This window comes from Nocardia sp. NPDC004278 (genome assembly GCF_053602975.1).
In genome coordinates this window covers 57,174-84,171 of record NZ_JBSGEQ010000001.1, presented here as the reverse complement: position 1 = coordinate 84,171, position 26,998 = coordinate 57,174, and the positions used below count along the sequence as shown (strand labels likewise).

Genomic DNA, 26,998 nt, shown 5'->3' with positions numbered 1-26,998 from the left:
GATGGTTTCGCCCCGACGCCGCGGCCGTCCACCGGCCGCGGAGACCACAGCCGAAGCAACCCGAGGACGCATCGTGGCGGCCGCGGTGGAACTTTTCGCGGAGAAGGGTTTCCACGGCACTGGCGTTGCCGAAATCGGAGACCGGGCCGGGGTGCAGCGAGGCGCGCTGTACTACCACATCGGATCCAAGGAAGAACTCCTCTGGCAGATCCTGCGCGATTACATCCACCTGATGCTCACCGACGCGCAGCGGATCGCCCGCGGCACCGACGACCCGATCAGCAAGCTGCGCAAGCTGATCCACAGTCACGTCGGCTTGATCATCGAGCACCGCCGCGAGGTCGCCATCCAATTGCGCGATGTGACCGCGCTGACCGGCGACCGCGGCGAGGAGTTGCAGGAGATGCGCGACGGGGTGCAGGAGTGCTGGCAGCGCGTCATCGATGCGGGCCACGCAATGGGCGTGCTGCGCACGAACGACCACGTGGTCACCAATAGCGTGCTCGGCATGCTCAATATGGTGACCTTCTGGTATCGCCCGCACGGCGGCCACTCCCCCGGCGAGATCGCCAACATCCTCGCATCCACCGTTCTCGACGGCATCGTGGCAACGACAACGAAAGGCTGACCATGGCTTGGGATTTCGAAACCGATCCGGAATATCAGCGCAAACTCGACTGGGCGGCGGAGTTCGTCCGCACCGAGGTGGAGCCGCTCGACCTGCTCTACCCGAATCCCTATGACCGCACCAATACCGAGGCGATGGCGCTGATGCGGCCGCTGAAGGAGAAGGTGAAGGAGCAGGGGCTGTGGGCCTGCCATTTGGGACCCGAACTCGGCGGCCCCGGATATGGGCAGCTGAAACTCGCACTGCTCAACGAGGTGCTCGGCACGTCGGTCTGGGCGCCGTCGGTATTCGGTTGCCAGGCACCGGATTCCGGTAATGCGGAAATCCTCGCGCATTACGGTACGCCGGAGCAAAAGGCCAAGTACCTGGCGCCATTGCTGGCCGGTGAGATCGGCTCCTGTTACGTGATGACCGAACCGACCGGCGGCTCGGATCCGACGCTGTTCAAGACCCGAGCGGTGCGCGATGGCGACTCCTGGGTCATCAATGGCGAGAAGTGGTTCAACTCGAACGCGCAGTTCGCCAGCTTCCACATCGTCATGGTGGTCACGAATCCGGATGTCAGCCCGTATCAGGGCATGTCGATGTTCATCGTGCCCGCCGACACCCCCGGCCTGGAGATCGTCAAGAACTTCCACGTACATGGCTTCAGCGAGCACGAGGGTCACCTGCGCTTCACCGATGTCCGGGTGCCCGCCGACCATCTGCTCGGCCAGGAAGGTATGGGCTTCATCGTGGCACAGACCCGTCTCGGTGGCGGTCGCGTACACCACGCCATGCGCACAGTCGCATTGGTACGCAAGGCCTTCGACATGATGGCCGAACGTGCCGTCTCGCGGCCCATGCGCAAGGGACCGCTCGCGGGACTGCAGATGACCCAGGAACGCATCGCGGACAGCTGGATCGAGATGGAACAGTTCCGCCTGCTCGTATTGCGCACCGCTTGGCGCATCGATAAGGAGCAGGATTATCTGAAGGTGCGCAAGGACATTGCCGCCATCAAGGTCGCCATGCCGAAGGTCATGCACGATATCGCCCAGCGCGCACTGCATCTACATGGCGCCATCGGCGTCAGCCAGGACCTGCCCTTCGTCGACATGATGAACTACGCCGAGGTCATGGCCATTGCCGACGGCCCGACCGAGGTGCACAAGATCACCCTCGCCAAGGAAGTCCTGAAGGACTACACCCCGGGCGACCCGGTGTATCCCAGCGGCTACCGCCCAGCGCTGCGCGAACAGGCACGCGAACTCGTCGCCCGCCGCCTGGAGCACATCGTCGGGAACCTGTAGTCCACTCAGGCTGTCGGCTCGGTGACCGGGTGGACCTGCAGTTCGCAGGTGTCGATCGTGGTCACCAGCCGAACCGTCGCGGTGGTGTTCGGCGGGGTGACCTGCAGATCGGTGTAGGTCGGGCACGGGTTCCCCGCGGCGTCGAACGCGACACCCTCGACGACCGCTTCCGCATTGTGATCGCGATCGAGCACGACGGTGGGCGGGGTGTCGGCGCCGCTCGGGAGGCCGCCCAGATAGCCACGCGGGGTTCGGGTCGCGTGCGCCAGCGGCCCGCCCGCTCCGGTATCGACGCCGGGGTATCCGGTGAGCGTGCACGGGCCGCTGGCGGTGGGGACCCAGAAGTGTAAGCGGACGCCACGGTGACCGAGCCCCGGCGACATCGGATCCGCGCCCAGGAGAACCTGGCCGTCGACGCAGGGCGGGGCGATCTGTTGACCGCTCGTCGGCTCGCCGCTCGAGGGCCCACCGGTCGTAGGTCGAGTTGCAGTCGAGCCGCCGGTCGACGACTGGCCCGTCGGCGGCTGGCCGATTGTCGTTCCGCTGCTCGTGGGCTGGTTCGCTGCCGACATCGGTGTGTGATCGCCTGCGGACTCGTTCGTGCATCCGACGAGTGCGAGCACGCCGCAGGTGAACAGCGGGATGCACCGCCGTGTCAGTTTCGATGCTGTCCGTTTCGACATAAGGCACTTCCTTGCGCTGTCGGCCGAGGCAGCGCCGCAACAGTTTTCGGTGCGGTGCCCCGATGGATATCTCCGATCGACACGCACGACCCCCCGGCCGGACGAGCTTGTCGAGCTGTTTATCGCTCACTGCCGCCGCGCGTTATCGCCACGCCCCGCAACCAGCGCGCGAGAGGTACCGCAATCCGATCGAGCCGGGCGGCTTACCCTGAATTGTCGGGAGGTGATCGAGTGAACGTCTACGAGGTACGAAAGGTACACAGCTGCGAGTTCTGCGGCACCGAAGACGAAACCATCACCACCCGAACAACATTGGACGAAGCGAAGACCGCCGCCGAACACGACGCCGGTCTGGCGTTGGCGTGGGAAGTCTCCGCCGACGGCGGGGGCCCGCTGTGGGCCGATCGCGACGACGGCGTCTACCGCTACTACATCTACCAACGGTCCTGACGGTCCCGCCACCCTCACCGGCGGCGGTGAGGCCCCCGGGAGTCGATCGCCGCACCACACCCCCGCAACCTGCGTGGCTCCCTGCCACACCCGCTCAACTCGAGCTGGTGTCGGTATCCGCCACGGGTACGGAGGCTCCACCCTGGACACGGCAGCGCGGCGGCTCCACGGTCCGGCGGCCCGACAGCGGACCGCGCAGCGCCTCAAGAGGCACGGGTAGCCGGGCCCCCAACCGCGGACGGATCCGAATATTCCGCAACGGGACTCAATCGCAGTACCGACGGCATCCGCCGGGTGAGCGCGGACGGCCCACTGAACATCACACGGCCCGTTCGCATTGCGTGCGAAAGCGGGATGCGGCCCAGCCAAACCTGGTACAGCGAATCGAGATCGGAGCTGATGGTGACGTCGATCGGATAACCGGGATCGGCATCGCAGACGGAGGGGACCCCGGATTCTATGACGATCCAGTAGCGATGGAAATCATCGGTGAACCGCACACACAGCACCTGCCGCTTACCGGGAAGCGCGGACGTATCCAGCCGCGAGTGCATCCACCACACCAGCAGACCCGCATCCAACTCATCGGACCGCGGCTCGCCGAAGGTCCAGCGCGCACCCCATTCGCCGAGGCCGAACAGGATCGGCTCCAGTTCCTGGCCAGCGGCGGTGAGCAGGTATTCGGTGCCGACCTTCTCGATCAGTCCGGCCCGCTCGAATTGGCGCAGCCGTTTGGCGAGCAGGCTGCGCGATAGCCCGGGCAGACCACGAGCCAGATCGTTGAAGCGTGTCGTACCGATGAGCAGATCGCGCAGGATGAGCAGCGACCAGCGCTCACCGAGCACATCGAGGGCACGGGAGATCGGACAGTACTGGCCGTAGCCTGCGGTCGTGCTCGTCATGGTCACCTCGCGAACCGGGGTCCATTTTCTGAACCGGGAGAGTCCACTTTCTGGACTATTCGGTTATCGCGACGGTTTCTAACTTCGAAACATGACAACTATCGCCCATGACATCACCGACACCACCACCGACTGGATCACCCTGACGCGCCAGGTAGGGGAAACCCTGCGCGCCGATGTGGCCCGGCGCGACCGCACCGGGGACATCTCCATCGAGGCCTACGACCTGCTGCGCGCCACCGGACTCTCCGCCGCGCTCGTGCCGACCGAATTCGGCGGCGGCGGCGTTTCGCATCGCGATATGGGTGAGATCCTGCGCGAACTCGGCCGCCACGACCCGTCCACCGCCGTTGCCTTCGCGATGCACACCCATCTGGTGGCCGCGCAGGTCTGGCGGCACAACCACGGCATCGATGCCTCGGCGGTACTCGGCAAGGTGGCCGCGGGCGCGATCCTGGTCAGCACCGGCGCCTCGGATTGGGTCGAATCCAACGGCCGGGCCGAGCGCGTCGACGGCGGCTTCCTGGTGAGCGCGCGCAAGGCGCCCGCCAGCGGTTGCGAGGTCGGCAATGTGGTGGTGACCAGCGTCCGTCACGGTGACGCACCGGAAGGACCCCAGGTGCTGCACTTCGCGGTACCACTGGACGCCGCTGGCGTGCGCATCGAAAAGACTTGGGACACTATTGGTTTGCGCGCCAGCGGATCGCATACGGTGGTCTTCGAAGATGTCTTCGTTCCCGATTCCGCGGTGTCGCTGACCCGCCCGGCCGATGTGTGGCCTCCGGTGCTGAACGTGGTGATCGGCGCGGCCATGCCACTGGTGCTGGCGGCCTATCTCGGCATTGCCGACGCCGCGACCGAGTTGACCGCCGCACTCGTGGCCGAGCGCACCGAACCGCACACCTTCCAACTCGCGGGCGAAATGATGAACGCGCACACCACCGCCGCCGATCTGATCGCCGCCATGTTCACCGATTCGGACGATCTGCGGTTCGAGAATACCGACGCGCACGCCGCGCGCACCCTCAGCCGCAAGACCGTCGCCGCCGACGCACTCGTCGACACGGTCCGCTTGGCCATCGAAACCGTTGGCGGCGCGGGCTTTTCGCGCACCTGCGCGCTGGAGATGTGGTACCGCGACATCCACGGCTGTCTGTTCCATCCGCTGCCGCGGGCCAGGCAGACCCGGTTCACCGGGCGCGTAATGCTGGGCAATACACCGATCGGTTGACCCGACCCGCTCGGCCGGAATTCCCGAACGCGGGACGAACGTCCGTCGAGAGGGTTCAATGGATCCTCACACGATGATGCGTGGGAGGGGAAGCCGTTGGTGTCTGTCGAACCCACAATCGTGGACCAGGCCGCCGACGCTGCCCAGTCCACCACGAAGGAGCCGCGCACCCTCGCCCGCGGCTCCTTCATCTCCCGGTCCACACCGGCTGCGAAAGCCGCCGCCGGCGCACCGAGCTAACAGTCGGCATTGCCGCATTTGGCGAAAATTATCCGGCCTTGCCTTGGGTCGTTCCCGCATTAACCCCTGGTCAGACCTTACGGTTGTCTCCAACGCGACAGCAGCAGTCGCGTACGGCCCATCGGCCGCTTCGTAACCAGCAACCCCGAGGTGTGGACCATGTTCATGCGCAAGATGATCGGAGCAGTGGCGGGCACTGTCATGGTGGGTGCGGCGGCCACGGTCGGCAGTGCGGGTGCGGCCACAGCCGCGCCAGGATGTCCCGACCTCTACGTCGTGGCGATACCCGGCACCTGGGAGACCTCCGACGCCAATCCCGGCGAGGGCATGCTCGCGAGCGTCACCGATAGCCTGCCGCGCAACACCCGCACCGACTATGTGACCTATGCGGCGACCGCATTCCCGTGGGAGACCGATGTTTACGGGCGCTCGAAGCGACAGGCCATCGATAATGCCCGCGGCCTGGTCACCACGATGATCCAGCAATGCGGTGCGACTAAGATCGCGCTGATCGGCTACAGCCAGGGCGCCGACGCGGCGGGCGATCTCGCCGCCGAAATCGGCACCGGCTCAAGCCCCATCCAGCCCGAGCGCATCGTCGCGGTCGGCCTCATCTCCGATCCGCGCCGCTCCCCCACCGACGCACTCGTCGGTCCGCCGGTGGACGGCGCCGGTGCGGGCGGTCCGCGCATCGGCGGCTTCGGCCTGCTCACCCCGAAGACCAGGACCATCTGCGCCGTCGGCGACCTCTACTGCGCCGCACCACCCACCGATTTCGCCACCCGCTTCGCCGGATTCCTGGCCCAGGCCTCCGATCCGGATCCGGCGCAGCTGTGGCGCTATCAGCAGGAGGCGGATGTGATCATCGACGACCTGACGGCGGCCGGGGTGGTCGCGCTGATCCAGAACCAACTCGCCGATCCGGAAATGAACGAACGCAAGCAGGAATTCGAGCGGTTCTATAACTCGTTCGTGCACCAGAGCTACCCCGCCTATGTCGTGGATTCCGATGGCGCGACCGCCACTACATGGCTGCGGCAGTGGCTGGTCGGCCTGGCCTGAAAAACCCGTCGCCAGCGGTGGGCAGGCTGTGCCACCATGGATTTCGATGATGATCACCCGATACCGCTGGTGATCGAAGAGCTTCGGAAAGGAGGAGGCGGCCGTGACCATTGTCGTATCGAGCCAGCGTCGACATGACGCGCGCATAGAGCGGGTAACCCGCCGCCTCCCGGCCGGTAACTGACCGACCGCCGCCTCCTCCCGATTCGCTCGCTCTCCCCCGAAACATGGTGATTCCCATGACGTTCCACCGTGCCACCGATCCGGTGGTGTTGACTGTCGACAACTGGATACACACCCGAGTACTGGTGCTCAATGCCAGCTACGAGGCGCTCACCGAGATCAACGCCGAACGGGCCGTGGTGCTGCTCATCGACGGCGCCGCGGAGTCGATCGCGCACCGGGATCCGCACTTCCCGATTCGGGCCGAGCACCTCGAGCTCGCGCTGCCGGAGACGATCCGCTTGCTGCGGTATGTCTACCTCGACCGCGTAACACGGGTACACGACGGCAGCCGCGCGACATTGGCCGGTGTGCTGCGCCGCGACAACCACCGCTGCGGCTACTGCGCGTCCTGGGCACGCACCGTCGACCACATCCGGCCACGCAGCCGCGGTGGTCCGAACACCTGGAACAACCTCATCGCCGCCTGCGCGCCGTGCAATTCGATCAAGGCCGACCGCACGCCGGAGGAGGCGGGCATGCGGCTGCTGTGGGAGCCGAAGGCGCCCAACGATATGGCCAAGCGACAGCAGCGGATCTGGAAGCAGCTGGCCGCCACCTGAGCCGAGAGAGAAAGGAGAGGGCTCGAAATGACCGTCGAATTGGAGATCAATGCAGTTGTCGATCTGACCGACCTGCTCCCGCTCTCGGATTCCCGGGAGTGGCATCGGGCGGCCTGCCGCGGCGACCCGAATCACGAGGCGTGGTTCCCCTACCCGTCGCAGGACTTCGCGTACGCGCGTGAGGTTTGCGCTGGCTGCCCGATCCGGGACGCCTGCGGTGAATTCGCCGCGCGCACCGGACAGTCCGGTGTTTGGGGCGGGCACGAGTTCGATCGCGGACGGATGATCCGGCCCTAGTCGGGGCCGATTCGCTCGACCGACCCGCAATCGGTCCCGACGGCCCGTCACGCCGTGCCGATGCACCCATCACCGGGAGCACCGGCACGGCAAATCACGCGTGACCATACACTGATGCCCGTGGGCACACATCGCAGCGGAACCAGGTCCCGGGGCGTCAGCAAAGGTCCGGTTATCGCAGTGATCGCCGTTCTGCTGCTGGTCGCGGCGGTCTTCGCGTTCTTACAACTCAGCGATCGCGCGGCGAATCGCGACAAGTCGGCCGCGGCCGAGTGCAAGGAAGGTCCGTCGACGCTGTTCGTCACCGTCGATCCGGAACTCGCCGACCCGGTGCGCGCCGCGGCCGACCGGTACAATGCGACCGATCCGAAGGTGCGCGATCACTGCGCGAAGGTGGTGGTTACCCCGCAACCGTCCGCCGCGATCGTCGCCGGATTCACCGCCGGCAAGCCGTGGAACGGCGCGCTCGGACCGCAGCCCGGACTGTGGATCGCCGATTCGATGCGCTCCATCGAATCCATGCGCGTGCCCGGCCTCATCGAGGGCACTCCGGCACCCGTCGCGCTGAGTCCCATCGTGCTCGCGGTACCCGATGAGCTACAGCACGCATTCGAACAGGCCAAGATCACTTGGGCGGATCTGCCCCGGCTGCAACAGGGTTCGCTCGACGATCTCGGGCTGTCGGGCTGGGGTGGACTGCGGATGGCACTGCCCTCCGGTGATGCGACCCTCGCCGCGGCGGCCGCGGTCGGCTCGGCGGTGTCGGGTACCGATCCGCTCAGTGACGAGGCCGCACAGTCCGGTCAGGTCGTCGCCGCGATATCCGGGCTCGCCGCCAAGGCTCCGCAGGCGGCCGATACCGCGGCCGCGCTGGCCGGTCTCGGTGGCGCGAATTCGACCGTCCATGCCGTCGCCGCTACCGAACAGCAATTGAAGGCGCTCGGTGGCACTTCCACATTCCGGCCCGCGGGAACCGCACCGGTCGTCGATCATCCGGCCGCGCTGATGTCGGGAGCCTGGGTGGACAAGACGCAGAATCTGATCGCGTCGATATTCGCCGACTACCTGCGTGCGCCCCAACAGTCCGCGGCCTTCAGCGCCACGGGATTCGCCGCGGCCCCGGCGGCCGCCACACCCGCGCCGTCACGGACCGCACTGGACAAGGTGCGTGCCACGCTCGCCAATCCTGTGCTGGGAGTGCAGGCCACGGTACTGCTCGATGTCTCGTCCTCGATGGGCACTACCGATGGATCCACTACCCGGCTCTCGAATGTCCTCGGCGCCCTACGCTCCACGGTGAATGTGATGCCACCGGACTTCGGACTCGGCGTCTGGACCTTCGGCAAGAATCTGGATGGGACCAAGCCGTACAAGATCCAAACTCCCACCGCGGCCTTGAGCAACGAGCAGCGCACCGCACTCGATACGGCGCTGGATGCGGTGCAGCCCGCCGATTCTCGCCCGGACCAGGCCTACCCGGCACTGCTGGCCGCCTACCGCGCCGCAGTCCAGGGATATACCGCCGGACGCACCAATTCGATCCTGCTGATCACCGATGGCCCCGACGACGACTCCACCCTTACCGGAGCCAAGCTGCTCACCGACCTGACCGCCGCCACCGACCCCGCTCACCCGGTCCGTATCGATGTGATCGTCATCAACGGCAATGGCACCGAAACCCTGCAAACCGCCGCCCAGCACACCGGAGGCACCTACACTCGCCTCTCGACCTCGGACGACATCAGCTTCGGAACCGCGGTGGTACACGCGCTGACGACACCGTGAGGGCTGCGGTGAGTCCTGTTGTCCCGTACGGACTTCTCCGACGCGGCGGCCGGCACACACGGAATCCCTTGCCGCCCCGACGGTGAACCGAGGCAGGCAGACTCAATGGGTCGGCACTCGCACCAATGCACCGGATTCCATTGCCACCCAGATGGCGCCATCGGGACCCACGGTAAGTCCGTGCGGCTCAGCACCGGGGAGTTCGTATTCGGTGATCTCACCGGTCGTGCTGATTCGCCCGAGGCGGTTGGCCGCCCATTCCGTAAACCACAGGGCGCCATCGGGTCCGGTGGTGATGGCGTGCGGGCGAGCGGCGCGGTCCGGAAGCGGGTATTCGTTGATCTTGCCATCGGTGGTGATGCGGCCGATCTGGCCCGCGGCGATCTCCACGAACCAGAGAGCACCGTCCGGGCCAGCCGTAATGCCAACGGGCATGGCGGCTTCGGTGGGCAGCCGGTGCACGCTCAGCGTGCCCGCGGTGGTGATCCGGCCGATGGCGTTGCCCTGGTTCAGGGTGAACCACAGGGCCGCGTCCGAGCCGGATGTGATCATGGCGGGCATGCCTTCGACCGGGAAGGTCGTCACCTCGCCGCTCAGGTCGCGGCGGGCGATCCGGTTCGCCTGCAGTTCGGTGTACCACATCGCGCCATCAGGGCCGGTGGTGATGCCGTACGGCGAATCCGCTTGGAAAACAACGATTTCACCGCTCGACGTGACCCGCCCGATCCGATTCCCGCGAAACTCGGTGAACCACAGGGCATCATCCGGCCCCGTGACGATGACGGTCGGCTGTCCGTCGGCCGGATCGAGCTGGATGGTCTCGACTTCGCCTGCGACACAACGCCCGATCGCGCCCCGCGATACCAGTGTGAACCACAGCGCACCGTCCGGGCCGGTCGTCAACCCGTAGGGCGCACCGGAAAGCTCAATCAATCTGTTCCACTCCGATCTGTATTCCGGCGAACCGGGCCCGCAGCGCCCGGTCGTGCGTCACGATCACCAGCGCACCGGTGTAATCACGCAGCGCGCCTTCCAATTCCTCGACCAATGTCAGCGACAAGTGGTTGGTCGGCTCGTCGAGCAGCAGCAGGTCGTACTCCCCCACCAGCAGTTCGGCCAGCGCCAGCCGGCGCCGCTGCCCCTCCGACAGTGCGCCCACCGCAGTATCGAGCGCGTCCCGGTGGAACAGTCCGGTCGACAGCAGCGCCTCTCGACCGTGCCCATAGGTCTCGGCCACCGTCGGCTCCGGATCGAAAACCACATTCTGGCGCAGATATCCGACGCGGCCACGCGCACTGTTGTAGATCTTGTCCAGCAGTGTCGACTTGCCAGCACCGTTCGGCCCATGGATGAGCACCCGATCCCGCGGCCCGAGCGTCAGCGCACCGATCTCGAACGATGCGGTCCGTCCGGTCCCGAATCTACCGCGAAACCGCAACGGCTCGGGCGGCCGCCGCACCGGATCATCCCGGAGCCTGCGCAACCGCTCCGCCGTCTGCCGAACCCGCGAAGCCACCGAACTCTGCACCCGACCGGCATTGCGGTCGTAGGCCATCTTGTTGTTGTCCTTCATCGCCCGCCCCACCGCGACCCGATGTGCCGTCGTATTCGCGAATTCCTCGAGTCGCGCGATCTCGTCCTGCCATTGGGCATATGCCTGCTCCCAACGCGCCCGCGCCGCGGCCTTTTCGGCGAGGAAGCCGCTGTAGCCACCACCGAATCGGGTGATGCCACCGTCCTCGACCTCAACGATCGCGGTCGCCATCCGGTCCAGGAACGTCCGGTCGTGCGAAACCACGACCACGGTCCCCGCATGCGTCCGCAGCCGCTCCTCCAGCCAGACCAGGGCCGCCGCATCGAGGTGATTGGTCGGCTCGTCCAGCAATAACACCTCGGGCGAGGCGGCGAGCAGACATGCCAGCCCGAGCCGGGCCTGCTCGCCCCCGGATAGGCTCGACAACGCACGCTCGCGTTCGATATGGGCCAGACCGAGTCCGTGCATCGACTTGTCGACCCGAGCGTCGGCCTCGTACCCACCCCGCGCCTCGAACGCCGTGAGCAACTCACCATAGGCGGCCATATCCTCGGCTTCCGCGGCCTCGTACATCCGCTGCTCGAGCTCACGCAACTCGGCCAGCGCCAGATCGATGGCCTCAGCAACACTGCGGCCGGGCACCGTCTGCGCCAGATGTCCGATGCCGCCCGCCGCACGCACGGTGCGCTCGCCGTCATCGAAACTCTCGATGCCTGCCAGGATCCGCAGCAAAGTCGACTTGCCAGAACCGTTTTCGCCAACGATGCCCGCCCGCTCGCCGGGCCGGATGGACAGCGTGACGCACTCGAGGACGACTCGTTGTCCATAGGACTTCGATACGCCGCGCAGAGTCAGTTGGGTGGTCAGATGGCTCTCCAATCGCTACTTGTGTAGCTTTAAGTTAACAAGCCCTTCCAACTAATGCAACAGGAGTTGCCTTTGGAGACGCAGAGACGCCCCGGCGGCCGGAGCGCCCGCGTCCGCGACGCAGTCCGCCAGGCCACCCTGGCCGAGCTCACCCTGCGCGGTTATCCGGGCCTGACCGTCGATAACGTCGCGCAACGCTCTGGTGTGCACAAGACCACCGTGTACCGCCGCTGGGGCAGCCCCGAGGGACTCATTGCCGACGCCCTCGAACTCGCGGAGAACGAGCCGTGGCCGATTCCCGATACCGGCTCACTCGACGACGATCTGCGCGCCATCACCGACCTGGTGCGCACCGGATTCGCCGACCCCGACGCCGGACCTGTCGCGAGTGCGTTTATCGCTGCGGCAGTGCAGAATTCCACGGCAGCCGAGGCCCTCCGGCACTTCTACGCGGTCCGGCACACACAGTCCGCCGAGGTCGTTCGCCGCGCGATCGCCCGCGGCAACCTCCCCGACACCGTCGACGCCGAGGAGGTAATTCGCTTCGCCGTGGCGCCGATCTACTACCGCCTGTTCATCACTCACGAACCGGTGACCACGCAAGACACCCTCCGCGCGGCCGATGCCGCACTGGCCGCTGCGCGCGCGGGCGCGATCTGAGGGCCGATCGGGGCACAGCGGAGCACCGTACAGTGCAATGATGACCCGGTGACTTCCTGGCTTCCGCTTCTCAGCTCGCTCATCGTCGCCGCCGCGGCGCTCATCGGCGTCCTGATCAACAACCGGACGAACCGCAACGCGATCACCGCAGCCGACGAGCGCAACCGGACCACACTCGATGCGGCACAGCGCAATATCGAGACAACCCACACCGCCGCGCAACACAACATCGACAACGCCAATGCCGCCGCAGAACGCCGCGAACAGGATAAATGGCGACGCGAATCGATCCTGACCGCGATCTCCTCGGTACTGCTCGCCGCCGCCGACGTCCGCCAAACCCTGTGGGACACCCTCGATTGGAAGGCCGAATCCGTCGAGGAGGTGGACACTTTCGGTAAGGAAGTACAGCAGAGCATCTCCGCATGCAACGGCTACATCACCCGACTGCGCGTGCTGTCGAACCCCAAAATCCCACATCGCTGCGAAGATCTCCTCCGCACCCTCACCGCAGCCCAGAGCATCACCGTGCAGCGCCTCAAGGTCGAACTCGACGAGGAGGCAACCATGGACGATGTCAACGCCATCCGCGCACTGTGGCACAAGGCAATTGCCAACACCGTCCAAGACGAACGGGCCGTCATCGACGCAACCCGCGCGGAACTAGGAATCGAAGCCCTCAGCGAGATCCCGGAACTCGAACCCGAGGCCACACCGGACCCGGCGTAAACCCCGCGTGGGGCGGCTCGGATTCCGGTCGAAATACCACGATGGCCGCGCAGATCCGGCAAACCCGCTGCCCCACAGCAACATCACACCCGAACCCCTCACCCGACCATCAGCCCCTCGGTTGCCGGTCGAAAACGAGGATGCCGTCCTCGCGAAGATGACCGCCACATGGCCACGCCCAGCGCCGCGCCACAGCGATCCGACCTTTACCGAGCTGGATCGCCTCGGCGTAAGCGCGGTTCGCATGCACTACGACGCTCGCGAGCATGATCCGAACTCGTCCCAGCCCGCAGCCGCCCCTCGAGACCCCCGAGCACCACTGCGTCGTGTCCCCGCGCTGCGCGGTCGAGGGCTTCATTGACATGTCGTGAGAACATCCCGGCTCGCGAATGTCAGACCTGGTCAGACCGCGTATTCGAGCAGTCCGGAAGCGATCGCCTATAGACAGCCGCTATCGGTAAGTATAGACTTACGGTTCGTGAAGGCTTACCGAAATGCCGCGTTGGACGCGCTTGGGGATCCGACGCGGCGGGCGATCTTCGAACGGCTCGGGAAGGGGCCGTGTGCGGTTGGCGAGTTGGCCGATGAGCTGCCGGTCAGTCGGCCCGCGGTTTCCCAGCATCTGAAGGTGCTGAAGGAGGCGGGGCTGGTGGTCGACCAGGCGGTGGGGACCAGGCGGGTGTATCGGCTGAACCCACAGGGAATCGACGGGCTTCGGGTGTACTTCACGCAGTTCTGGTCGACGGCCATGTCGGCCTTTCAGGACGAGGTGAACCGGCAGGCAGCCGACGCCTCGAGAATGGAGAAGCCATGACACAGCAGTTGAGCGATAAGGAAGTTCGGGTCGAACTCGTCGTCGATGCGCCGATCGAGAAGGCCTACGACGTGTTCACCATTGGGATCGACAGCTGGTGGCCGCGTGCGCACCACATCGGCAAAGGTGAACTGGCGCAGGAGGTTATCGAACCGCAGGAGGGCGGACGCTGCTTCGGCAGAGAGGCCGACGGCACCGAATGCCCTTGGGGCACGGTACTCGTCTGGGCTCCGCCGCGGCATTTCGCGTTCTCCTGGGAGATCGGCCTGGACTGGCAGCACGAGACGAATCCGGACCGCGCCAGCCGCGTCGATGTCACGTTCGAGTCGGTGACGCCCGAGCGCACCGCGGTCACCCTGGTGCACTCCGGCTTCGAGAACCACGGCGCGGGTTGGGAATCCATGCGCGACAGCGTGCAAAGCGAGGGCGGCTGGCCCGATCTGATCAACCTTTACGGCAAAGCGGTTGCCGCACAATAGAAGCGGTTACCGAGCCGCACCTGCAACGGGGTCGAGGTGCGGCTCGGCAGCCGTCAGTACGCGTCCAGCGGCGGGCAGGAGCAGACCAGATTGCGGTCACCGTAGGCGCCATCGATGCGACGCACGGCTGGCCACACCTTGCCGCGCGACGGATCAATACCGTGCGGATACACCGCGATCTCCCGGCTGTACGGGTGGTCCCACTCCCCGACCAGACAGGCCGCGGTATGCGGCGCACCCCGCAGCGGATTGTCATCCACCGGCCACACTCCCGCGGCGACCTGGTCGATCTCGGCCCGGATCGCGATCATCGCGCGAATGAATTCGTCTAGCTCCGCGAGGTTTTCACTTTCGGTGGGCTCCACCATCAGCGTGCCAGCGACCGGGAAGCTCATGGTCGGCGCGTGGAATCCATAGTCCGCCAGCCGCTTTGCCACATCATCCACGGTGACACCGGTCCGCTTGGTGATATCACGCAGGTCGAGAATGCACTCGTGCGCGACCATCGAGTTCTCGCCGGTATAGAGCACCGGGAAGTACTCGTTCAAGCGGCGCGCGATGTAATTGGCCGATGCGATGGCGGTCAACGTCGCCGTGCGCAGACCATCCGCACCCATCATCCGGATGTAGGCCCAGGTGATCGGCAGAATCGAGGCCGAACCGTAGCGGGCCGCCGACACCGCGTGCGAAGCCGACTCCAGCGGATCGCCCGGCAGGTACTTCGCCAAATGCGAACGCACCGCGACCGGGCCGACACCGGGACCGCCGCCGCCGTGCGGAATGCAGAAGGTCTTGTGCAGATTCAGATGGCTGACATCACCACCGAAGCGACCGGGACGGGCAAGGCCGACCAGCGCGTTCAGGTTCGCCCCGTCGACGTATACCTGGCCACCGGCGTCGTGCACCAGTGCGCACAGCTCGGCGACCTCGTGCTCGTAGACACCGTGCGTCGACGGGTAGGTGATCATGATGCAGGCCAGCCGCTCCGCGTGATCGGCGATCTTGGCGCGCAGATCATCCAGATCGACGTCGCCGTTCGCACGGCACTTCACGACCTCCACCCGCATGCCGACCATGGTCGCCGAGGCCGCGTTGGTGCCGTGCGCGCTGGAGGGAATCAGGCAGGTATCGCGGTGCGCGTCACCACGATCGAGGTGGTAGCGCCGAATCGCCAGCAGTCCGGCGTATTCACCCTGGCTGCCCGCATTCGGCTGCAGGCTCACCGAGTCGTAGCCGGTGATCGCGGACAGCCAGTTCTCCAGATCGGTGATCACCTTCAGCAGGCCGGGCGCATCCTCGACCGGCGCGTACGGATGCACGCGGGCGAAGCCGGGCCAGGTGATGGCCTCCATTTCCGCGGTCGCATTGAGCTTCATGGTGCAGGAACCGAGCGGAATCATGCTGCGGTCCAGCGCGATATCCTTATCGGAAAGCCGCCGCAGGTAGCGCAGCATCGCGGTTTCGGTGTGGTAGCTGGTGAATGCCGGGTGGGTGAGGAAGTCCGAGGTACGGGTCTCGACGGAGACCGCCGCCGCGGGCCCGTTCGCCTCGGAAGTCAGTGCGGTGCCGAAGGATTCGAGTACGGCGGCGACATGAGTCTCGGTGGTCGCCTCATCACAGGCGACACCGACGTGGTCCGCGTCGACCAGTCGCAGGTTGATACCGCTCGACTTCGCCTTCGCCACTACGGCTTCCGCGCCACTGGGCACCCGCACCAGCAGCGTATCGAAGTAATTGTCGTGCACCACGGCACCATCGAGTCCGGCCGCAATGGCCGCCGCCCGCCGATGCACGCGCCGGGCGATCTCGCGCAGTCCATCGGGTCCGTGATAGCTCGCGTACATCGCGGCCACAATCGCCAGCAGCACCTGCGCGGTACAAATATTTGAGGTCGCCTTCTCCCGGCGAATATGCTGCTCGCGGGTCTGCAGTGCGAGTCGATACGCCTGATGGCCATCGGCATCCACCGACACCCCGACGAGTCGACCCGGCAGCTGACGCGCATGCGCGGCGTGCACCGACAGATATCCGGCGTGCGGACCGCCGAACCCCATCGGCACACCGAAACGCTGTGTGGTGCCGAAACATACGTCCACACCCTGCTCCCCCGGCGGCGTGATCAGCGTCAACGCGAGCAGATCCGCGCCGACCGCGACCAACGCGCCCCGCTCGTGCGCCGCCTCGATCACCGGCCGCCAGTCCACGATCCGACCCGAAGCGCCCGGAACCTGAACCAGCACACCGAAGTACTCGCCATCGGGCAGTTCACCGCCGGACAGATCCGCCTCGACGATCTCGATTCCCAGCGGTTCGGCGCGGGTGTGCAGCACGGTCTTGGTCTGTGGGAACAGATCATCGGAGATCAGCAGGCGCGCGGAGGTGGACTTGCCAGCCCGGCGCAGCAGCGTCATCGCCTCGGCGGCGGCGGTGGCCTCGTCCAGCATGGACGCATTGGCCACCTCCATCCCGGTCAGATCCGAGACCATGGTCTGGAAGTTGAGCAGTGCCTCGAGCCGCCCCTGGCTGATCTCGGGCTGATACGGGGTATAGGCCGTGTACCAGGCGGGATTCTCCAGCAGGCTGCGTACCAGCACCGGCGGGGTCAACGTGTCGTAGTAGCCGAGCCCGATCATCGAGGTGGCGACGGTATTCGAATGCGCGAGCGCGGCCAGTTCGTCGAGCACTTCGTGCTCGGTCGCGGCGGGTGGCAGCACCTCGAGTCCGGAGCCGTCCAGAATGCTCGCGGGTAGTGCCGCGGTGGCGAGCTCGGCCAGCGAGCCGACGCCGACGACGTCCAGGATCCGGGCGAGTTCATCCCGGTCGGGTCCGATATGACGGTCGGCGAATGATCGAGTCACGACAAGCTCCCAAGGTCGGGCGGGTCGACCAACGGCGGTCGACGGATACCGGCCCTCCCCCTCTGTCGTGGAGCCTGAGAGATTCGGATGCCGCGACGCAGGTGCCGAGACCCCTTTCCCCATGGGCGGGCAACCGCCGCGTTGTGCGGAGTTGCCACTTTCCAGAGACGTCGAAGCCCGTACGGTCCCTTTTGCCTGAGAGATTGACGGGGAGGTGCTGCTCCTTCGGCGCCCGAACTCTTGTGAAGTCCGGAACTCTCCCGCACGGCGGCGACGCACCGTCAGTTTATGCCGCGCGCGCAACGAATGACGCCACCAGACCCCGGATGGGCGTGTAGCGCTCATCACTTCGGCCGGACAGACGAGTGCCCGCCGCCACAGCGACGGGCACTCGACAAATCGATCCCTAGCCGGTCTTCCGGTTCATCCGAGCCTTACGGCGGAAGGACAGCTCATCCTCCGGCCGCTCGCTCGCGCTGCCGCTCACGGCCCGCTCGGCCGGGAAGTTGGCGATGGCTCCGGTCAGTTCCCGCATGGCGCCGCTGACCGCGATTCCGAAGACGCCCTGCCCACCCTGCAGTAAATCGACTACCTCCTCGGGCGAGGTGCACTCGTACACCGAGGTCCCATCGGAGAACAACGTAATGCCCGCCAGATCCTGCACGCCGCGACTGCGCAGATGGTCGACGGCGATGCGAATGTTCTGCAACGAGATGCCCGCGTCCAATAGTCGCTTCACGATCTTCAAGACGAGAATGTCCTTGAACGAATACAGGCGCTGGCTGCCCGAACCCGCAGCCCCACGGATGGACGGAACGACCAATCCGGTGCGCGCCCAGTAATCGAGCTGCCGGTAGGTGATCCCGGCCACCTGGCACGCGCTCGGTACGCGGTAGCCCACCAAATCGTCGGGCACCGAATCATCCGGGAACAGGCCTGGCTGTACCACATCCTGCGATTGCTCTGCCACTGACCACTCCCTTGCTTCGCCGACGCCTAGCCTCATCGATGACCCGGCTCCGTCACGACCAACGACCGGCCGTAACGGACGTGGCCCAACTATCGAGATTACTCCCTGTGATTCTCCCGGGAGCGGCATCGTCGGACCAAACGCGACGCGCGGTAGGAGTCTCGACCTCTACTTCACCTCTAGAAGAAAGAGCTCGACCAACCGACCGCCCTGGCGCAGCGGCTCAGCTGTCGGTGGCCTTGAAGTCGTCCGGCGAAACGGATTCGAGGAACTCCTTGAACTTCTCCACCTCGTCCTCGCGCTCGTCCGGCATGACCAGCCCGGCCTCTTCGAGCACCGGCTCCTCGGCATAGATAGGACAACCCACCCGCAAGGCGATCGCTACCGAATCCGACGGCCGGGCCGAGATCCGCAGATCGTTGTCGAAGACCAGATCCGCGTAGAAGGTGCCCTCCTGCAGATCAACGATCCGCACTTCCTTGAGAGTGTGCCCGAGGTCGGCGATCAGGATCTTGATCAGATCGTGGGTCAGTGGACGGATCGGGGTCACCCCCTCTTGTTCGAGCACGATCGCGGTCGCCTCGGCCTGCCCGATCCAGATCGGCAGATACCGGTCTCCGGAAACCTCGCGGAGCAACAGCACGGGCTGGTTCTGTGGCTGCTCGACACGAATGCCGATAACGCGCATCTCACTCATCGCACTGCCTCCCAATGACTCGCCGGCCGCCCGGCATGACCGCTGCAGGGCTCGCCGTACTCACGAGTCTAAGCGAACCGCGAGGCGTCAAGCATTCCGTGTGCACAGCCGAAATCGGCGTGTTGCCCGTCTGGAACGCAAAGTGAAACCCGCCGGAAGCCTCAGCTGCCGAGCGAAGACCGCACCGAAGCCTTCACCAGACAGGTGTGCAGCGTCAGCGACAGCGCCGCGAGTTCGCGTACCGTCTCCTCCGCGCGGGCCCGCGCACCGGCGTCGCGGCTCTTGGCGATCGGGGCCGCAATCTGCGCCACCAGCGCGGCCTCACGATCCGCGGCCAGCTTGAACGCGCGCAAATGCCGTGCCTCCAGCCCGAATTCGGCCATCGCCTTGGCGGTCTTGGCCAGCGTCACCGCGTCCGCATCGAAAAATCCCGCGGCGCCCGGCGTGATCAGATTGGCTCGAACCAGGTCGGTAAGGAATTTCTCGTCGATCTCGGCCTGGGCGAGCAGATCCGCGCGGGTGAGTCGGATTTCGTGATCGAATCGCAGCTCGTCGGGCGAGATCTCACCGGGTACGACACCGAGTTTGCGCGGCGCCGCGGTCCGGGGCGCGGTATGCGCCGAAGGTGTTGCGGTGGGCGCGGAGTCGGGCAATGAATGCCCGGCCTCCGGCGCACCGCTGCGGCCGGAGTGCGCCCGGGCGCGGGCTTCCCGCACACCGAGCGTCGCCGCACCGCTGTCGATCGCTTCGAGCTGTTCCTTGATCACCTTCAAAGGCAGGTACTGATCGCGCTGTGCGGTCAGAACGAATCTGAGCCGTTCACAGTCCGCGATCGAGAACCTGCGATAACCCGACGGTGTGCGCTCGGGTCTGATCAGCCCCTCGGCCTCGAGGAAGCGAATCTTCGAAATGGTGATGTCCGGAAAGTCCGGTCGCAGCAGGTCCAGCACGGAGCCGATCGACATGCCTCCGCGAGCCCACTGCGCCGCGCCCGTCATAGCACCGAGTCTTTCATGACACAGCGTTCTTCCCTGTCAACACCGTCGACACGCATGATCCGTGCCGCAGGAGTCACAGGCTGCCCGCACCCGCCGATGACTCGTTCACCTGGGCCCGTGGTCCGGTGAGGAACACGAGGCGGAACTTGCCGATCTGTACCTCGTCACCGTTCTGCAGCTCCGAGGAGTCCACCGGCTCCCGGTTGACGTAGGTGCCGTTGAGGCTGCCCACATCGACCACCTGGAACGAATCGTCGTCCTGCCGGAACTCGGCGTGCCGACGGCTGACGGTGACGTCGTCCAGGAAGATGTCACTGTCGGGATGGCGCCCCGCCGACGTGGTCGGCTGATCGAGCAGGAAGCGCGAGCCCGCGTTCGGGCCTCGCTTGACGACCAAGAGGGCTGCACCGACGGGCAGACCCTCGACCCCTTGGACCGGCTGTTCGCCGGTCACCTCAGCGGAGCGCGACGCGTCGACCTCGTTCAGGAAATCCGCGCGGAAGACCGACGTCGTCTCGGCCGCGGTCTCCCCGTAACCCGGGTCTTTGTTCTCGCTCACCGTTTCTCTCCTCCTCGAACCTGATTATCCATGCAAGCAGGTGCTGCCTTTACCGCCACGACCTGGGGATCCTGACGCTAGAACACCGGCTGCCAAGCACCGGCACATCTGTTGGCTTTGACCGTACCCTGCCAGGGCGTACCCGTGCAGGTAGAACCGGGAAGGCTTGGTCAGCCCCCGATAACTCCTTGATAACCCGCGGCATCCAGCAGTGCACCGAGTGCCGCATCCGTGCTGGCCTCGTCGCTCAATTCGAGCTCGAAGATCCATCCGTCGCCGTAGGGATCACTGTTCAACGTTTCCGGCGTCGACGTCAGATCCTCGTTCACCGCAACGACTTTCGCGGCGAGCGGGGCGTAGATGTCGGAGACGCTCTTGGTCGACTCCACCTCGGCGATGCTGTCCGCCGCGGCCACGTCCTTGTCCACATCGGGCAGCTGCACGAACACAACGTCACCGAGTTGAGACTGGGCGTAGTCGGTGATACCCACCCGAACCCGGGTCGGGCCGACCCGCTGCACCCATTCGTGTTCCTCGGTGTAGCGCAGATCCTCGGGGGTCTGGGTCACAGGCCGTCCTTTCCTCGATCGGCAGATCGTTGTCGAGCGACCTGCGGGCAGTCGCCACTGATCGTTTCGAGCGACCCGCAACAGGTCGCTACGGGTGTACAAGGCAACTCTAATCGCTACTCACTGCGGTGTGGCACAGCCGGTATCGCTCGCGCGACGGCGAAAGCCTTCCATAGGTAGAGCACGCCGGTCCACACATACACCGCCGTGCCCCAGACCAGGAATGCCCCACCGAAGGCTCGGCCGAAACCTGCCAGCGCCCAGTCCATCTGACCGGCCAGCAGCCACGGCAGCGCGGACATCAAACCGAAGGTGGCCGCTTTGCCCAGGTAGATGACCTCCGGCGGGTCGAGCTCGCGGCGTTTGTACACCGAAAGAGTCAGCGCGAGGATCGCGTCCCGACCGATCAGGATCACCGCGACCCACCAGGGCAGCAGCCCGCGGATGACAAAGGCGGCCAGCGTGGTCACCAGGAACAGCCGATCCACGAACGGGTCGAGCAGCGCGCCGAGCCGCGAGGACTGGTCGAGCAGCCGGGCCAGCTTGCCGTCCAGGAAGTCGGTGACGCCGCTGGCCACCAGCAGTGCGAACGCCCAGCCGTCGGCCCGCACCACCAGCAGTAGCCACAGGAACAGTGGAACGCCGACCAGTCGCAGCACGCTCAGGACATTCGGGACGGTAAGGATGCGGTCGGCGAAGATACCGCCGACGGCCGGGTCGTCCGTATCGCCCGTGCCGGAGTCGGCGCGTCCGCCCGGTTCCGTCTTCCCCGATTCGGTTGTCACAGCCCCGTGCATACCGCACCGACCCCGGTTCACGCCATCCGGGCACGCCGGTTGCGGACAGTTTCGCGCACGGGCAGGCTGGTTTTTCGAGCGACCTGCAAGCAGTCGCCAGCAGCGCATTACGCCACACCTCAGCCGGTGACAGAATGAGTGTGAAACCATCTCATCTGGTTGTGAACAGGCTGTCGCACGGTTCAGAGAGGGAAACCATGCCCGCATTCGACTACGACGTGGTAGTGATCGGCTCCGGATTCGGCGGCAGCGTGAGCGCGCTGCGCCTCACCGAGAAGGGCTACCGGGTCGGCGTACTCGAGGCGGGTCGCCGCTGGCCCGCCGAGGATATTCCGAAGACGAATTGGAATGTGCGCAAATCGATCTGGGCCCCGCGGCTCGGTCTGACCGGACCGCAGCGGATCAGCATCCTCGGCAAATGCGCGGTCTTCTCCGGCGCTGGCGTCGGCGGTGGTTCGCTCATCTACGGCAACACCCTCTACGAGCCGCTGCCGAACTTCTACACCGATAAGCAGTGGGCTCATATCACCGACTGGAGGGCCGAACTCGCGCCGTACTACGACCAGGCCCAACGCATGCTCGGGGTGGCGCCGAATCCGCGGATGACACCGGCCGATGAGGTGATCAAGGAGATCGCCGACGATCTGGGTGTCGGCAATACCTTCCACCCGACCAATGTCGGTGTGTTCTTCAACGAGGCCGATCCCGGCACCGAGGTCGATGACCCGTACTTCGGCGGCGCTGGCCCGCGGCGGCGCGGCTGCGTGCATTGCGCGCAATGTTTCACCGGCTGCCCGAACAATGCCAAGAACACCACCACGACGAACTACCTCTACCTGGCCGAAAAGGCCGGGGCCGAAGTGCATCCGCTGACCACCGCGACCGCGGTGCAGCCGCTGTCCGGTGGCGGCTACGCGGTCGAGACCGAGCGCTCGGATCGCTGGGTCCGCAAGCAGCGCAAGACCTTTACCGCCGAGCAGGTGGTATTCGCCGGTGCCGCGCTCGGCACCCAGAAGCTGCTGCACAAGATGCGCGATGAGGCCGTGCTGCCCAACCTGTCGCCGCGCCTTGGTGAACTCACCCGCAGCAACTCCGAGGCGATTCTCAATGTGGTGAGCCGCTCACGCAGCGATTTCGCCGAGGGCATCGCGATCACCTCCTCCATCCATCCGGAGGCCGATACCCATATCGAGGTATGCCATTACGGCAAGGGGCAGAACGCACTGTTCCCGATGTCGGTGCCGATCGTGGACGGCGGCGCATTCCGATTCCTGCGTTTCCTGCTGGCGATCGTGTTGCATCCGCTGGTATTCCTGCGCAGCCTCAATGCCCGCCACGCCTCGGAGAAGTCGGTGATCCTGCTGGTCATGCAGTCGCTGGACAATTCGCTGACCTCCTACCGCAGGCGCGGGAAGTTGAAGACCGAACAGGGCACCGGCGAACCGAATCCGACCTGGATTCCGCTGGCCCACGATATCGGCCGCCGATTCGGCGCCAAGGTCAACGGCGATACCCACGGCCTGATCATGGATGTGCTGAACATCCCGGCCACCGCGCATTACATCGGTGGCTGCGTGATCGGCGCGGGTCCCGAGGCCGGTGTCGTCGACCCGTATCAGCGGGTATTCGGGCACCCGGGGCTGCATATTGCCGACGGTTCCGCGGTCACGGCGAACCTCGGGGTCAATCCGTCGCTGACCATCACCGCACAGGCCGAGCGCGCGCTGGCGTTCTGGCCCAATAAGAACGACGCCGATCCGCGTCCGGAACTCGGTTCGCAGTACCGGCGGATCTCCCCCGTCGCGCCGAAACATCCCGCGGTGCCAGCGGCCGCACCCGGTGCGTTGCGGTTGCCGATCACGCCCGCTGATCCGGTCGTCCCCGCGACCTGACCAAGCTGACGCGCGCGGAGGGCCGCGAACACGCCGCGCCGCAGGTGCGGCAAAATGTCACAGTGTTGGACGGTGGTATCAATCTTCGCTCGTACGTCCCTGCCGAGGAGGTGCGCGCCCGCGGTCGCGCACTGCGGCAGCGGGTTCCGGTCACCGCGCGGGACCGGGCGGCCACCGGATCCGGGCGGCCGGATGTGCTGGAATTCCTCGCGGCCAGCAATGCCGGCCGGTTGCCGCATCTGGTGCCGCTGCGGATCGGCCGGATGATCGCCTCGCCGTTCACCTTCTATCGCGGCGCGGCCGGTCTGATGGCCGCCGATCTCGCGGGCAGTCCGGACAGCGGTCTGTCCGCACAGCTCTGTGGTGACGCACACGCCGCAAATTTCGGCCTGTACGGCACGCCGCGCGGCGAAATCGTCATGGACATCAACGATTTCGACGAAACCATTGTCGGCCCGTGGGAATGGGATCTGGAGCGGCTGGCCGCCAGCCTGGTCCTGGCGGGCCGCGAAGGTGGTGCAGCGGAAGACGATTGCGTGCGAGCCGCCCGTGATGCCGCGCGGTCGTATCGGCTCACCATCGATCATCTCGCCGACCAACCGTTCATGGAGTCCTGGAGCGCACTGCCGGATGAGTCGATCCTGAGTCGGGCCAGGGCCGATGATCTGCTCGACGACTTCAAGAAGGCCGCGAAGAAGGCGCGCAAGAACACCAGCGCCAAGGTGGTCGAGAAGTGGACCGAACATCTCGAGGATCACCAGACCGGGATCAGCCGGCACCGATTCGTTAGCGACCCACCGATTCTCACACCCGTCGACGATAAGATCGCCGAGGAGATCATCGACGGCCTCGAACGCTACGGCGACACCCTGCGCGAGTCCCGGCGCAATCTGCTGGCCCGATTCGCGGTGTCCGATATCGCCTTTCGCATCGTCGGCACCGGCAGCGTCGGCCTGCACAGCTATGTCGCGCTGCTGCACGGCAACGACGGTGAAGCGCTGGTGCTGCAGCTCAAGCAGGCCGATCCCTCCGCCTTGCGACCGTTCCTGCCGGTATCGTCGCCGCGGCACGAAGGGGAACGAATTGTGCAGGGCGCCAGACTGGTTCAGTCCGAGACCGATATCCTGCTGGGGTGGACCACATTGCGCTTGGCAACCGGTGAACTGCCGTTCACGGTGCGACAATTCCGCAATATGAAGGGCAGTATCGACCCGACGGAGCTGTCATCGGAGGATCTCGACGATTACGGCAGGCTGGCCGGTGCGCTGCTGGCCCGCGCGCATTCGCGCTCCCTCGATCCGCGGCTGCTCGCCGGGTACCTCGATGGCGATGCGGCTTTCGAGGACGCCATTGCGCGCTTCGCCATCCGCTATGCCGATCGGACCGAGTCCGACCACGCCGCATTGGTCGAGGCGGTGCGGGCTGGAAAGATCGCAGTGGAACATCCGCAATGACACGCCGCACCTGGTCGCAGGCGCGGCGAACCGGGCCATGTTGTCCGTATCCTTGCCACCATCGAGTGACGACGTGAAGGGCGGTCGCGAATGCTCGTGCGAGTACAGAACCCGGCAGGCACCAATGCTGAGCGGGCACTGATCGACTGGCTGCGCACCTGGAAGGATCCGGCCAGCCCGCACGGGGTCGCCACGGTCAATTGCAGTCTGTTCCACAATGATCGGCTGCACCAGTTCGACGCCGTGGTCTGGACCCCGACCAGTTGTGTGGTGATCGAGGCCGAGGCACTGGTGGCACGCCAGGACGGGGTGCTGGAGGTGCCGCTCAGCGGCCCGTGGACGATCTCCGGCCAGCCCATCGCCATCGAGGCCCGCGATCGCCGCACCCCGCTGGACAAATCGCGCGAACACACACTCGCACTGCAGAACTGGCTGGCCGCGCGCGGTCTCGGCCAGCGCGCGGTGCACGGTGTCGCGCTGATCGTTCCGCTGCGCGGCGCCGAGCTTTCGGTGAAGCAGGAGTGGAGCGATCCGAGTTTCGACGTGATCCTCGGCACCGAACCCGATCGGCTGCGACACTATTTCGAGACGCTGGCCGACTCCGAGAAGAACATCCACCTGTGGACCGCCAACGATGTCGCGGTGGCCTTCCGCAGCCTCGGCATCCTGCCCTATCTGCCCGCCCCACAGGATCTGATCAACGAGGGTTTCCTCGGCCCGATCGATGTCTCCCTCTGGCACGGCGGTCCGCAGCAGGCGCAGGCAGAGGCGTATGCCGCAGAACTCGCGGAGGCCGAGAAGAACGCCGACGCACCGGCCATCGTCATCGAGGCGCCCTGGTACAGCCCGTGGAAGCTGTATCCGCGACAGGCGGGCGATATGGACCTCGGACGCGCGTTCATGCGCATCGCCCTGGCGACGGGCATGCTCGTCGCTTTCGCATGGGTGATCTGGTTCGTGATCACCGCGGTATTGACTTACGGGCCGGGGTGACGTCGCGAGGGCGTTCGATCCCTACGGAAAACGATCGCGGGTGCGTCCGCGACCGGCGGTGTCGGTGCGCGGGTGCCCTATCGTCGAGCGGTGATCGTGGAATGGAAGGTAGCCGGGTGGCTCGGCCGGGTCCGGGCGAACCTCGTCGCGCTGTGCGTGGTGTTCATCGGCACCGGCATCGCGGTTATGCTGCCACTTACCTTTCCCCGCGATGGCGGTTGCACCGATCTCGATCGCGCGCTCGCCGAGCCGATCCATTCGGCGATGGACGACCGTCCCGGCATCTACCAGGCGCTGGTGATCCCGAGCAATGGCTACATTCTGATCCCGCTACTGCTCGCGGCCGCCGCCTGGTTCGGCTATCGGGGGCAGTGGCGGCGCGCCGCGGCGATGGTGGTACTTCCGGAGGTTGTAGTCGGGATCAACAGCTGGGTGCTCAAACCACTCTGGGATCGACCGCTGCACGACTATCTCGCGTATCCGAGCGGACATACGGTGCATCTGGTCGCGATCGCGACCACATTCGTGCTGCTGACCGACTCGATGCGCGCACGGGTGCGCACCGTCGTGATCGCCACCGTCGCGCTGGTCTGCGCGGCGGTCGGCATGATCGGACTCGGCTACCACCTGCCCACCGATATCCTCGGCGGGACAGCCGCAGCGATCGCACTGGTCACCGCGTGCTGGCGACCGGCCGACCGCCTGCTCGAGCCGACCGGACGGGTTCGCCCGGCCGCTCGCAGCCGCGCCCAGCGCTGATCGCGGTGTGCCGC

General features: G+C 65.9%; 27 protein-coding genes and 1 riboswitch. Of the genes, 16 read left to right on the top strand and 11 right to left on the bottom strand.

Annotated features, from left to right (window positions below):
- Position 1 precedes the first annotated feature (1 nt).
- Both ACWEO2_RS00385 and ACWEO2_RS00380 read left to right on the top strand, forming a co-directional pair.
- Complete coding sequence (locus ACWEO2_RS00385) at positions 2 to 628, top strand: TetR/AcrR family transcriptional regulator (RefSeq protein ID WP_452403353.1); 627 nt, start codon at positions 2 to 4, stop codon at positions 626 to 628.
- A 2-nt stretch (positions 629 to 630) separates the two neighbouring features.
- Positions 631 to 1,920, top strand: a complete 1,290-nt coding sequence (locus ACWEO2_RS00380; RefSeq protein ID WP_452403352.1) for an acyl-CoA dehydrogenase family protein — start codon at positions 631 to 633, stop codon at positions 1,918 to 1,920.
- A gap of 5 nt (positions 1,921 to 1,925) precedes the next feature.
- On the opposite strand, the gene ACWEO2_RS00375 is transcribed toward ACWEO2_RS00380, so the two are convergent.
- Positions 1,926 to 2,303: a DUF4232 domain-containing protein gene (locus ACWEO2_RS00375; RefSeq protein ID WP_452403351.1), complete on the bottom strand. Its 378-nt coding sequence runs from the start codon at positions 2,301 to 2,303 to the stop codon at positions 1,926 to 1,928.
- Between the two features lie 531 nt (positions 2,304 to 2,834).
- Between ACWEO2_RS00375 and ACWEO2_RS00370 the strand changes: the two genes are divergently transcribed.
- Positions 2,835 to 3,053, top strand: a complete 219-nt coding sequence (locus ACWEO2_RS00370; protein ID WP_452403350.1) for a hypothetical protein — start codon at positions 2,835 to 2,837, stop codon at positions 3,051 to 3,053.
- A gap of 203 nt (positions 3,054 to 3,256) precedes the next feature.
- On the opposite strand, the gene ACWEO2_RS00365 is transcribed toward ACWEO2_RS00370, so the two are convergent.
- Positions 3,257 to 3,955 carry a winged helix-turn-helix transcriptional regulator gene (locus ACWEO2_RS00365; RefSeq protein WP_452403349.1) on the bottom strand — a complete coding sequence of 233 codons (699 nt, stop codon included), beginning with the start codon at positions 3,953 to 3,955 and terminating at the stop codon, positions 3,257 to 3,259.
- 91 nt (positions 3,956 to 4,046) lie between these two features.
- Between ACWEO2_RS00365 and ACWEO2_RS00360 the strand changes: the two genes are divergently transcribed.
- From ACWEO2_RS00360 to ACWEO2_RS00340, 5 genes are all read left to right on the top strand, one after another.
- On the top strand, positions 4,047 to 5,186 hold the full coding sequence (locus ACWEO2_RS00360) for an acyl-CoA dehydrogenase family protein (protein WP_452403348.1): 1,140 nt from the start codon (positions 4,047 to 4,049) through the stop codon (positions 5,184 to 5,186).
- A 399-nt stretch (positions 5,187 to 5,585) separates the two neighbouring features.
- The gene (locus tag ACWEO2_RS00355) at positions 5,586 to 6,488 is read left to right on the top strand and encodes a cutinase family protein (protein ID WP_452403347.1); all 903 of its coding nucleotides are present in this window, start codon (positions 5,586 to 5,588) and stop codon (positions 6,486 to 6,488) included.
- Positions 6,489 to 6,727: 239 nt separating this feature from the next.
- Positions 6,728 to 7,273 carry an HNH endonuclease gene (locus ACWEO2_RS00350; RefSeq protein WP_452403346.1) on the top strand — a complete coding sequence of 182 codons (546 nt, stop codon included), beginning with the start codon at positions 6,728 to 6,730 and terminating at the stop codon, positions 7,271 to 7,273.
- Between the two features lie 27 nt (positions 7,274 to 7,300).
- Complete coding sequence (locus ACWEO2_RS00345) at positions 7,301 to 7,570, top strand: WhiB family transcriptional regulator (protein ID WP_452403345.1); 270 nt, start codon at positions 7,301 to 7,303, stop codon at positions 7,568 to 7,570.
- Positions 7,571 to 7,690: 120 nt separating this feature from the next.
- Complete coding sequence (locus ACWEO2_RS00340; RefSeq protein ID WP_452403344.1) at positions 7,691 to 9,355, top strand: VWA domain-containing protein; 1,665 nt, start codon at positions 7,691 to 7,693, stop codon at positions 9,353 to 9,355.
- A gap of 102 nt (positions 9,356 to 9,457) precedes the next feature.
- Here the strand turns inward: ACWEO2_RS00340 and ACWEO2_RS00335 are convergent, their stop codons facing one another.
- Both ACWEO2_RS00335 and ACWEO2_RS00330 read right to left on the bottom strand, forming a co-directional pair.
- The gene (locus ACWEO2_RS00335) at positions 9,458 to 10,288 is read right to left on the bottom strand and encodes a Vgb family protein (protein ID WP_452403343.1); all 831 of its coding nucleotides are present in this window, start codon (positions 10,286 to 10,288) and stop codon (positions 9,458 to 9,460) included.
- Positions 10,281 to 11,768 (bottom strand): ABC-F family ATP-binding cassette domain-containing protein, encoded by a 1,488-nt coding sequence (locus ACWEO2_RS00330; protein WP_452403342.1) that lies wholly within the window; start codon positions 11,766 to 11,768, stop codon positions 10,281 to 10,283. Before ACWEO2_RS00330 ends, ACWEO2_RS00335 begins: the two co-directional genes overlap by 8 nt.
- Before the next feature lie 60 nt (positions 11,769 to 11,828).
- Here ACWEO2_RS00330 and ACWEO2_RS00325 point away from each other — a divergent pair, with 60 nt between their 5' ends.
- From ACWEO2_RS00325 to ACWEO2_RS00310, 4 genes are all read left to right on the top strand, one after another.
- On the top strand, positions 11,829 to 12,416 hold the full coding sequence (locus ACWEO2_RS00325) for a TetR/AcrR family transcriptional regulator (protein WP_452403341.1): 588 nt from the start codon (positions 11,829 to 11,831) through the stop codon (positions 12,414 to 12,416).
- A 48-nt stretch (positions 12,417 to 12,464) separates the two neighbouring features.
- Positions 12,465 to 13,145: a hypothetical protein gene (locus ACWEO2_RS00320; protein ID WP_452403340.1), complete on the top strand. Its 681-nt coding sequence runs from the start codon at positions 12,465 to 12,467 to the stop codon at positions 13,143 to 13,145.
- Between the two features lie 478 nt (positions 13,146 to 13,623).
- The gene (locus ACWEO2_RS00315; RefSeq protein ID WP_452403339.1) at positions 13,624 to 13,959 is read left to right on the top strand and encodes an ArsR/SmtB family transcription factor; all 336 of its coding nucleotides are present in this window, start codon (positions 13,624 to 13,626) and stop codon (positions 13,957 to 13,959) included.
- Positions 13,956 to 14,438 (top strand): SRPBCC family protein, encoded by a 483-nt coding sequence (locus ACWEO2_RS00310; protein ID WP_452403338.1) that lies wholly within the window; start codon positions 13,956 to 13,958, stop codon positions 14,436 to 14,438. Before ACWEO2_RS00315 ends, ACWEO2_RS00310 begins: the two co-directional genes overlap by 4 nt.
- Before the next feature lie 53 nt (positions 14,439 to 14,491).
- On the opposite strand, the gene gcvP is transcribed toward ACWEO2_RS00310, so the two are convergent.
- From gcvP to ACWEO2_RS00275, 7 genes are all read right to left on the bottom strand, one after another.
- Positions 14,492 to 17,296: an aminomethyl-transferring glycine dehydrogenase gene (gene gcvP / locus ACWEO2_RS00305; RefSeq protein WP_452403337.1), complete on the bottom strand. Its 2,805-nt coding sequence runs from the start codon at positions 17,294 to 17,296 to the stop codon at positions 14,492 to 14,494.
- Between the two features lie 172 nt (positions 17,297 to 17,468).
- Positions 17,469 to 17,569: riboswitch (glycine riboswitch) on the bottom strand.
- Between the two features lie 133 nt (positions 17,570 to 17,702).
- On the bottom strand, positions 17,703 to 18,302 hold the full coding sequence (locus ACWEO2_RS00300; RefSeq protein WP_330254661.1) for a MerR family transcriptional regulator: 600 nt from the start codon (positions 18,300 to 18,302) through the stop codon (positions 17,703 to 17,705).
- Positions 18,303 to 18,489: 187 nt separating this feature from the next.
- A complete protein-coding gene (locus ACWEO2_RS00295; protein ID WP_062985690.1) occupies positions 18,490 to 18,963 on the bottom strand; it encodes a bifunctional nuclease family protein in 474 nt (157 codons plus the stop codon).
- A gap of 161 nt (positions 18,964 to 19,124) precedes the next feature.
- The gene (gene ftsR / locus ACWEO2_RS00290; protein WP_354956480.1) at positions 19,125 to 19,961 is read right to left on the bottom strand and encodes a transcriptional regulator FtsR; all 837 of its coding nucleotides are present in this window, start codon (positions 19,959 to 19,961) and stop codon (positions 19,125 to 19,127) included.
- Positions 19,962 to 20,034: 73 nt separating this feature from the next.
- Positions 20,035 to 20,520: an oxoglutarate dehydrogenase inhibitor Odhl gene (gene odhI, locus ACWEO2_RS00285; RefSeq protein WP_452403336.1), complete on the bottom strand. Its 486-nt coding sequence runs from the start codon at positions 20,518 to 20,520 to the stop codon at positions 20,035 to 20,037.
- A 170-nt stretch (positions 20,521 to 20,690) separates the two neighbouring features.
- Positions 20,691 to 21,089 (bottom strand): glycine cleavage system protein GcvH, encoded by a 399-nt coding sequence (gene gcvH, locus ACWEO2_RS00280; RefSeq protein ID WP_452403335.1) that lies wholly within the window; start codon positions 21,087 to 21,089, stop codon positions 20,691 to 20,693.
- Between the two features lie 116 nt (positions 21,090 to 21,205).
- Positions 21,206 to 21,790, bottom strand: a complete 585-nt coding sequence (locus tag ACWEO2_RS00275; RefSeq protein WP_354956535.1) for a CDP-alcohol phosphatidyltransferase family protein — start codon at positions 21,788 to 21,790, stop codon at positions 21,206 to 21,208.
- A gap of 293 nt (positions 21,791 to 22,083) precedes the next feature.
- Between ACWEO2_RS00275 and ACWEO2_RS00270 the strand changes: the two genes are divergently transcribed.
- The 4 genes from ACWEO2_RS00270 to ACWEO2_RS00255 all read left to right on the top strand — a co-directional run bounded on the left by ACWEO2_RS00270 (position 22,084) and on the right by ACWEO2_RS00255 (position 26,984).
- Positions 22,084 to 23,778 (top strand): GMC oxidoreductase, encoded by a 1,695-nt coding sequence (locus ACWEO2_RS00270; protein ID WP_452403334.1) that lies wholly within the window; start codon positions 22,084 to 22,086, stop codon positions 23,776 to 23,778.
- 62 nt (positions 23,779 to 23,840) lie between these two features.
- Positions 23,841 to 25,232 carry a DUF2252 domain-containing protein gene (locus ACWEO2_RS00265; RefSeq protein WP_452403333.1) on the top strand — a complete coding sequence of 464 codons (1,392 nt, stop codon included), beginning with the start codon at positions 23,841 to 23,843 and terminating at the stop codon, positions 25,230 to 25,232.
- A gap of 90 nt (positions 25,233 to 25,322) precedes the next feature.
- Complete coding sequence (locus tag ACWEO2_RS00260; protein ID WP_452403332.1) at positions 25,323 to 26,225, top strand: nuclease-related domain-containing protein; 903 nt, start codon at positions 25,323 to 25,325, stop codon at positions 26,223 to 26,225.
- A gap of 90 nt (positions 26,226 to 26,315) precedes the next feature.
- Positions 26,316 to 26,984 (top strand): phosphatase PAP2 family protein, encoded by a 669-nt coding sequence (locus tag ACWEO2_RS00255; protein WP_452403331.1) that lies wholly within the window; start codon positions 26,316 to 26,318, stop codon positions 26,982 to 26,984.
- Positions 26,985 to 26,998 lie beyond the last annotated feature (14 nt).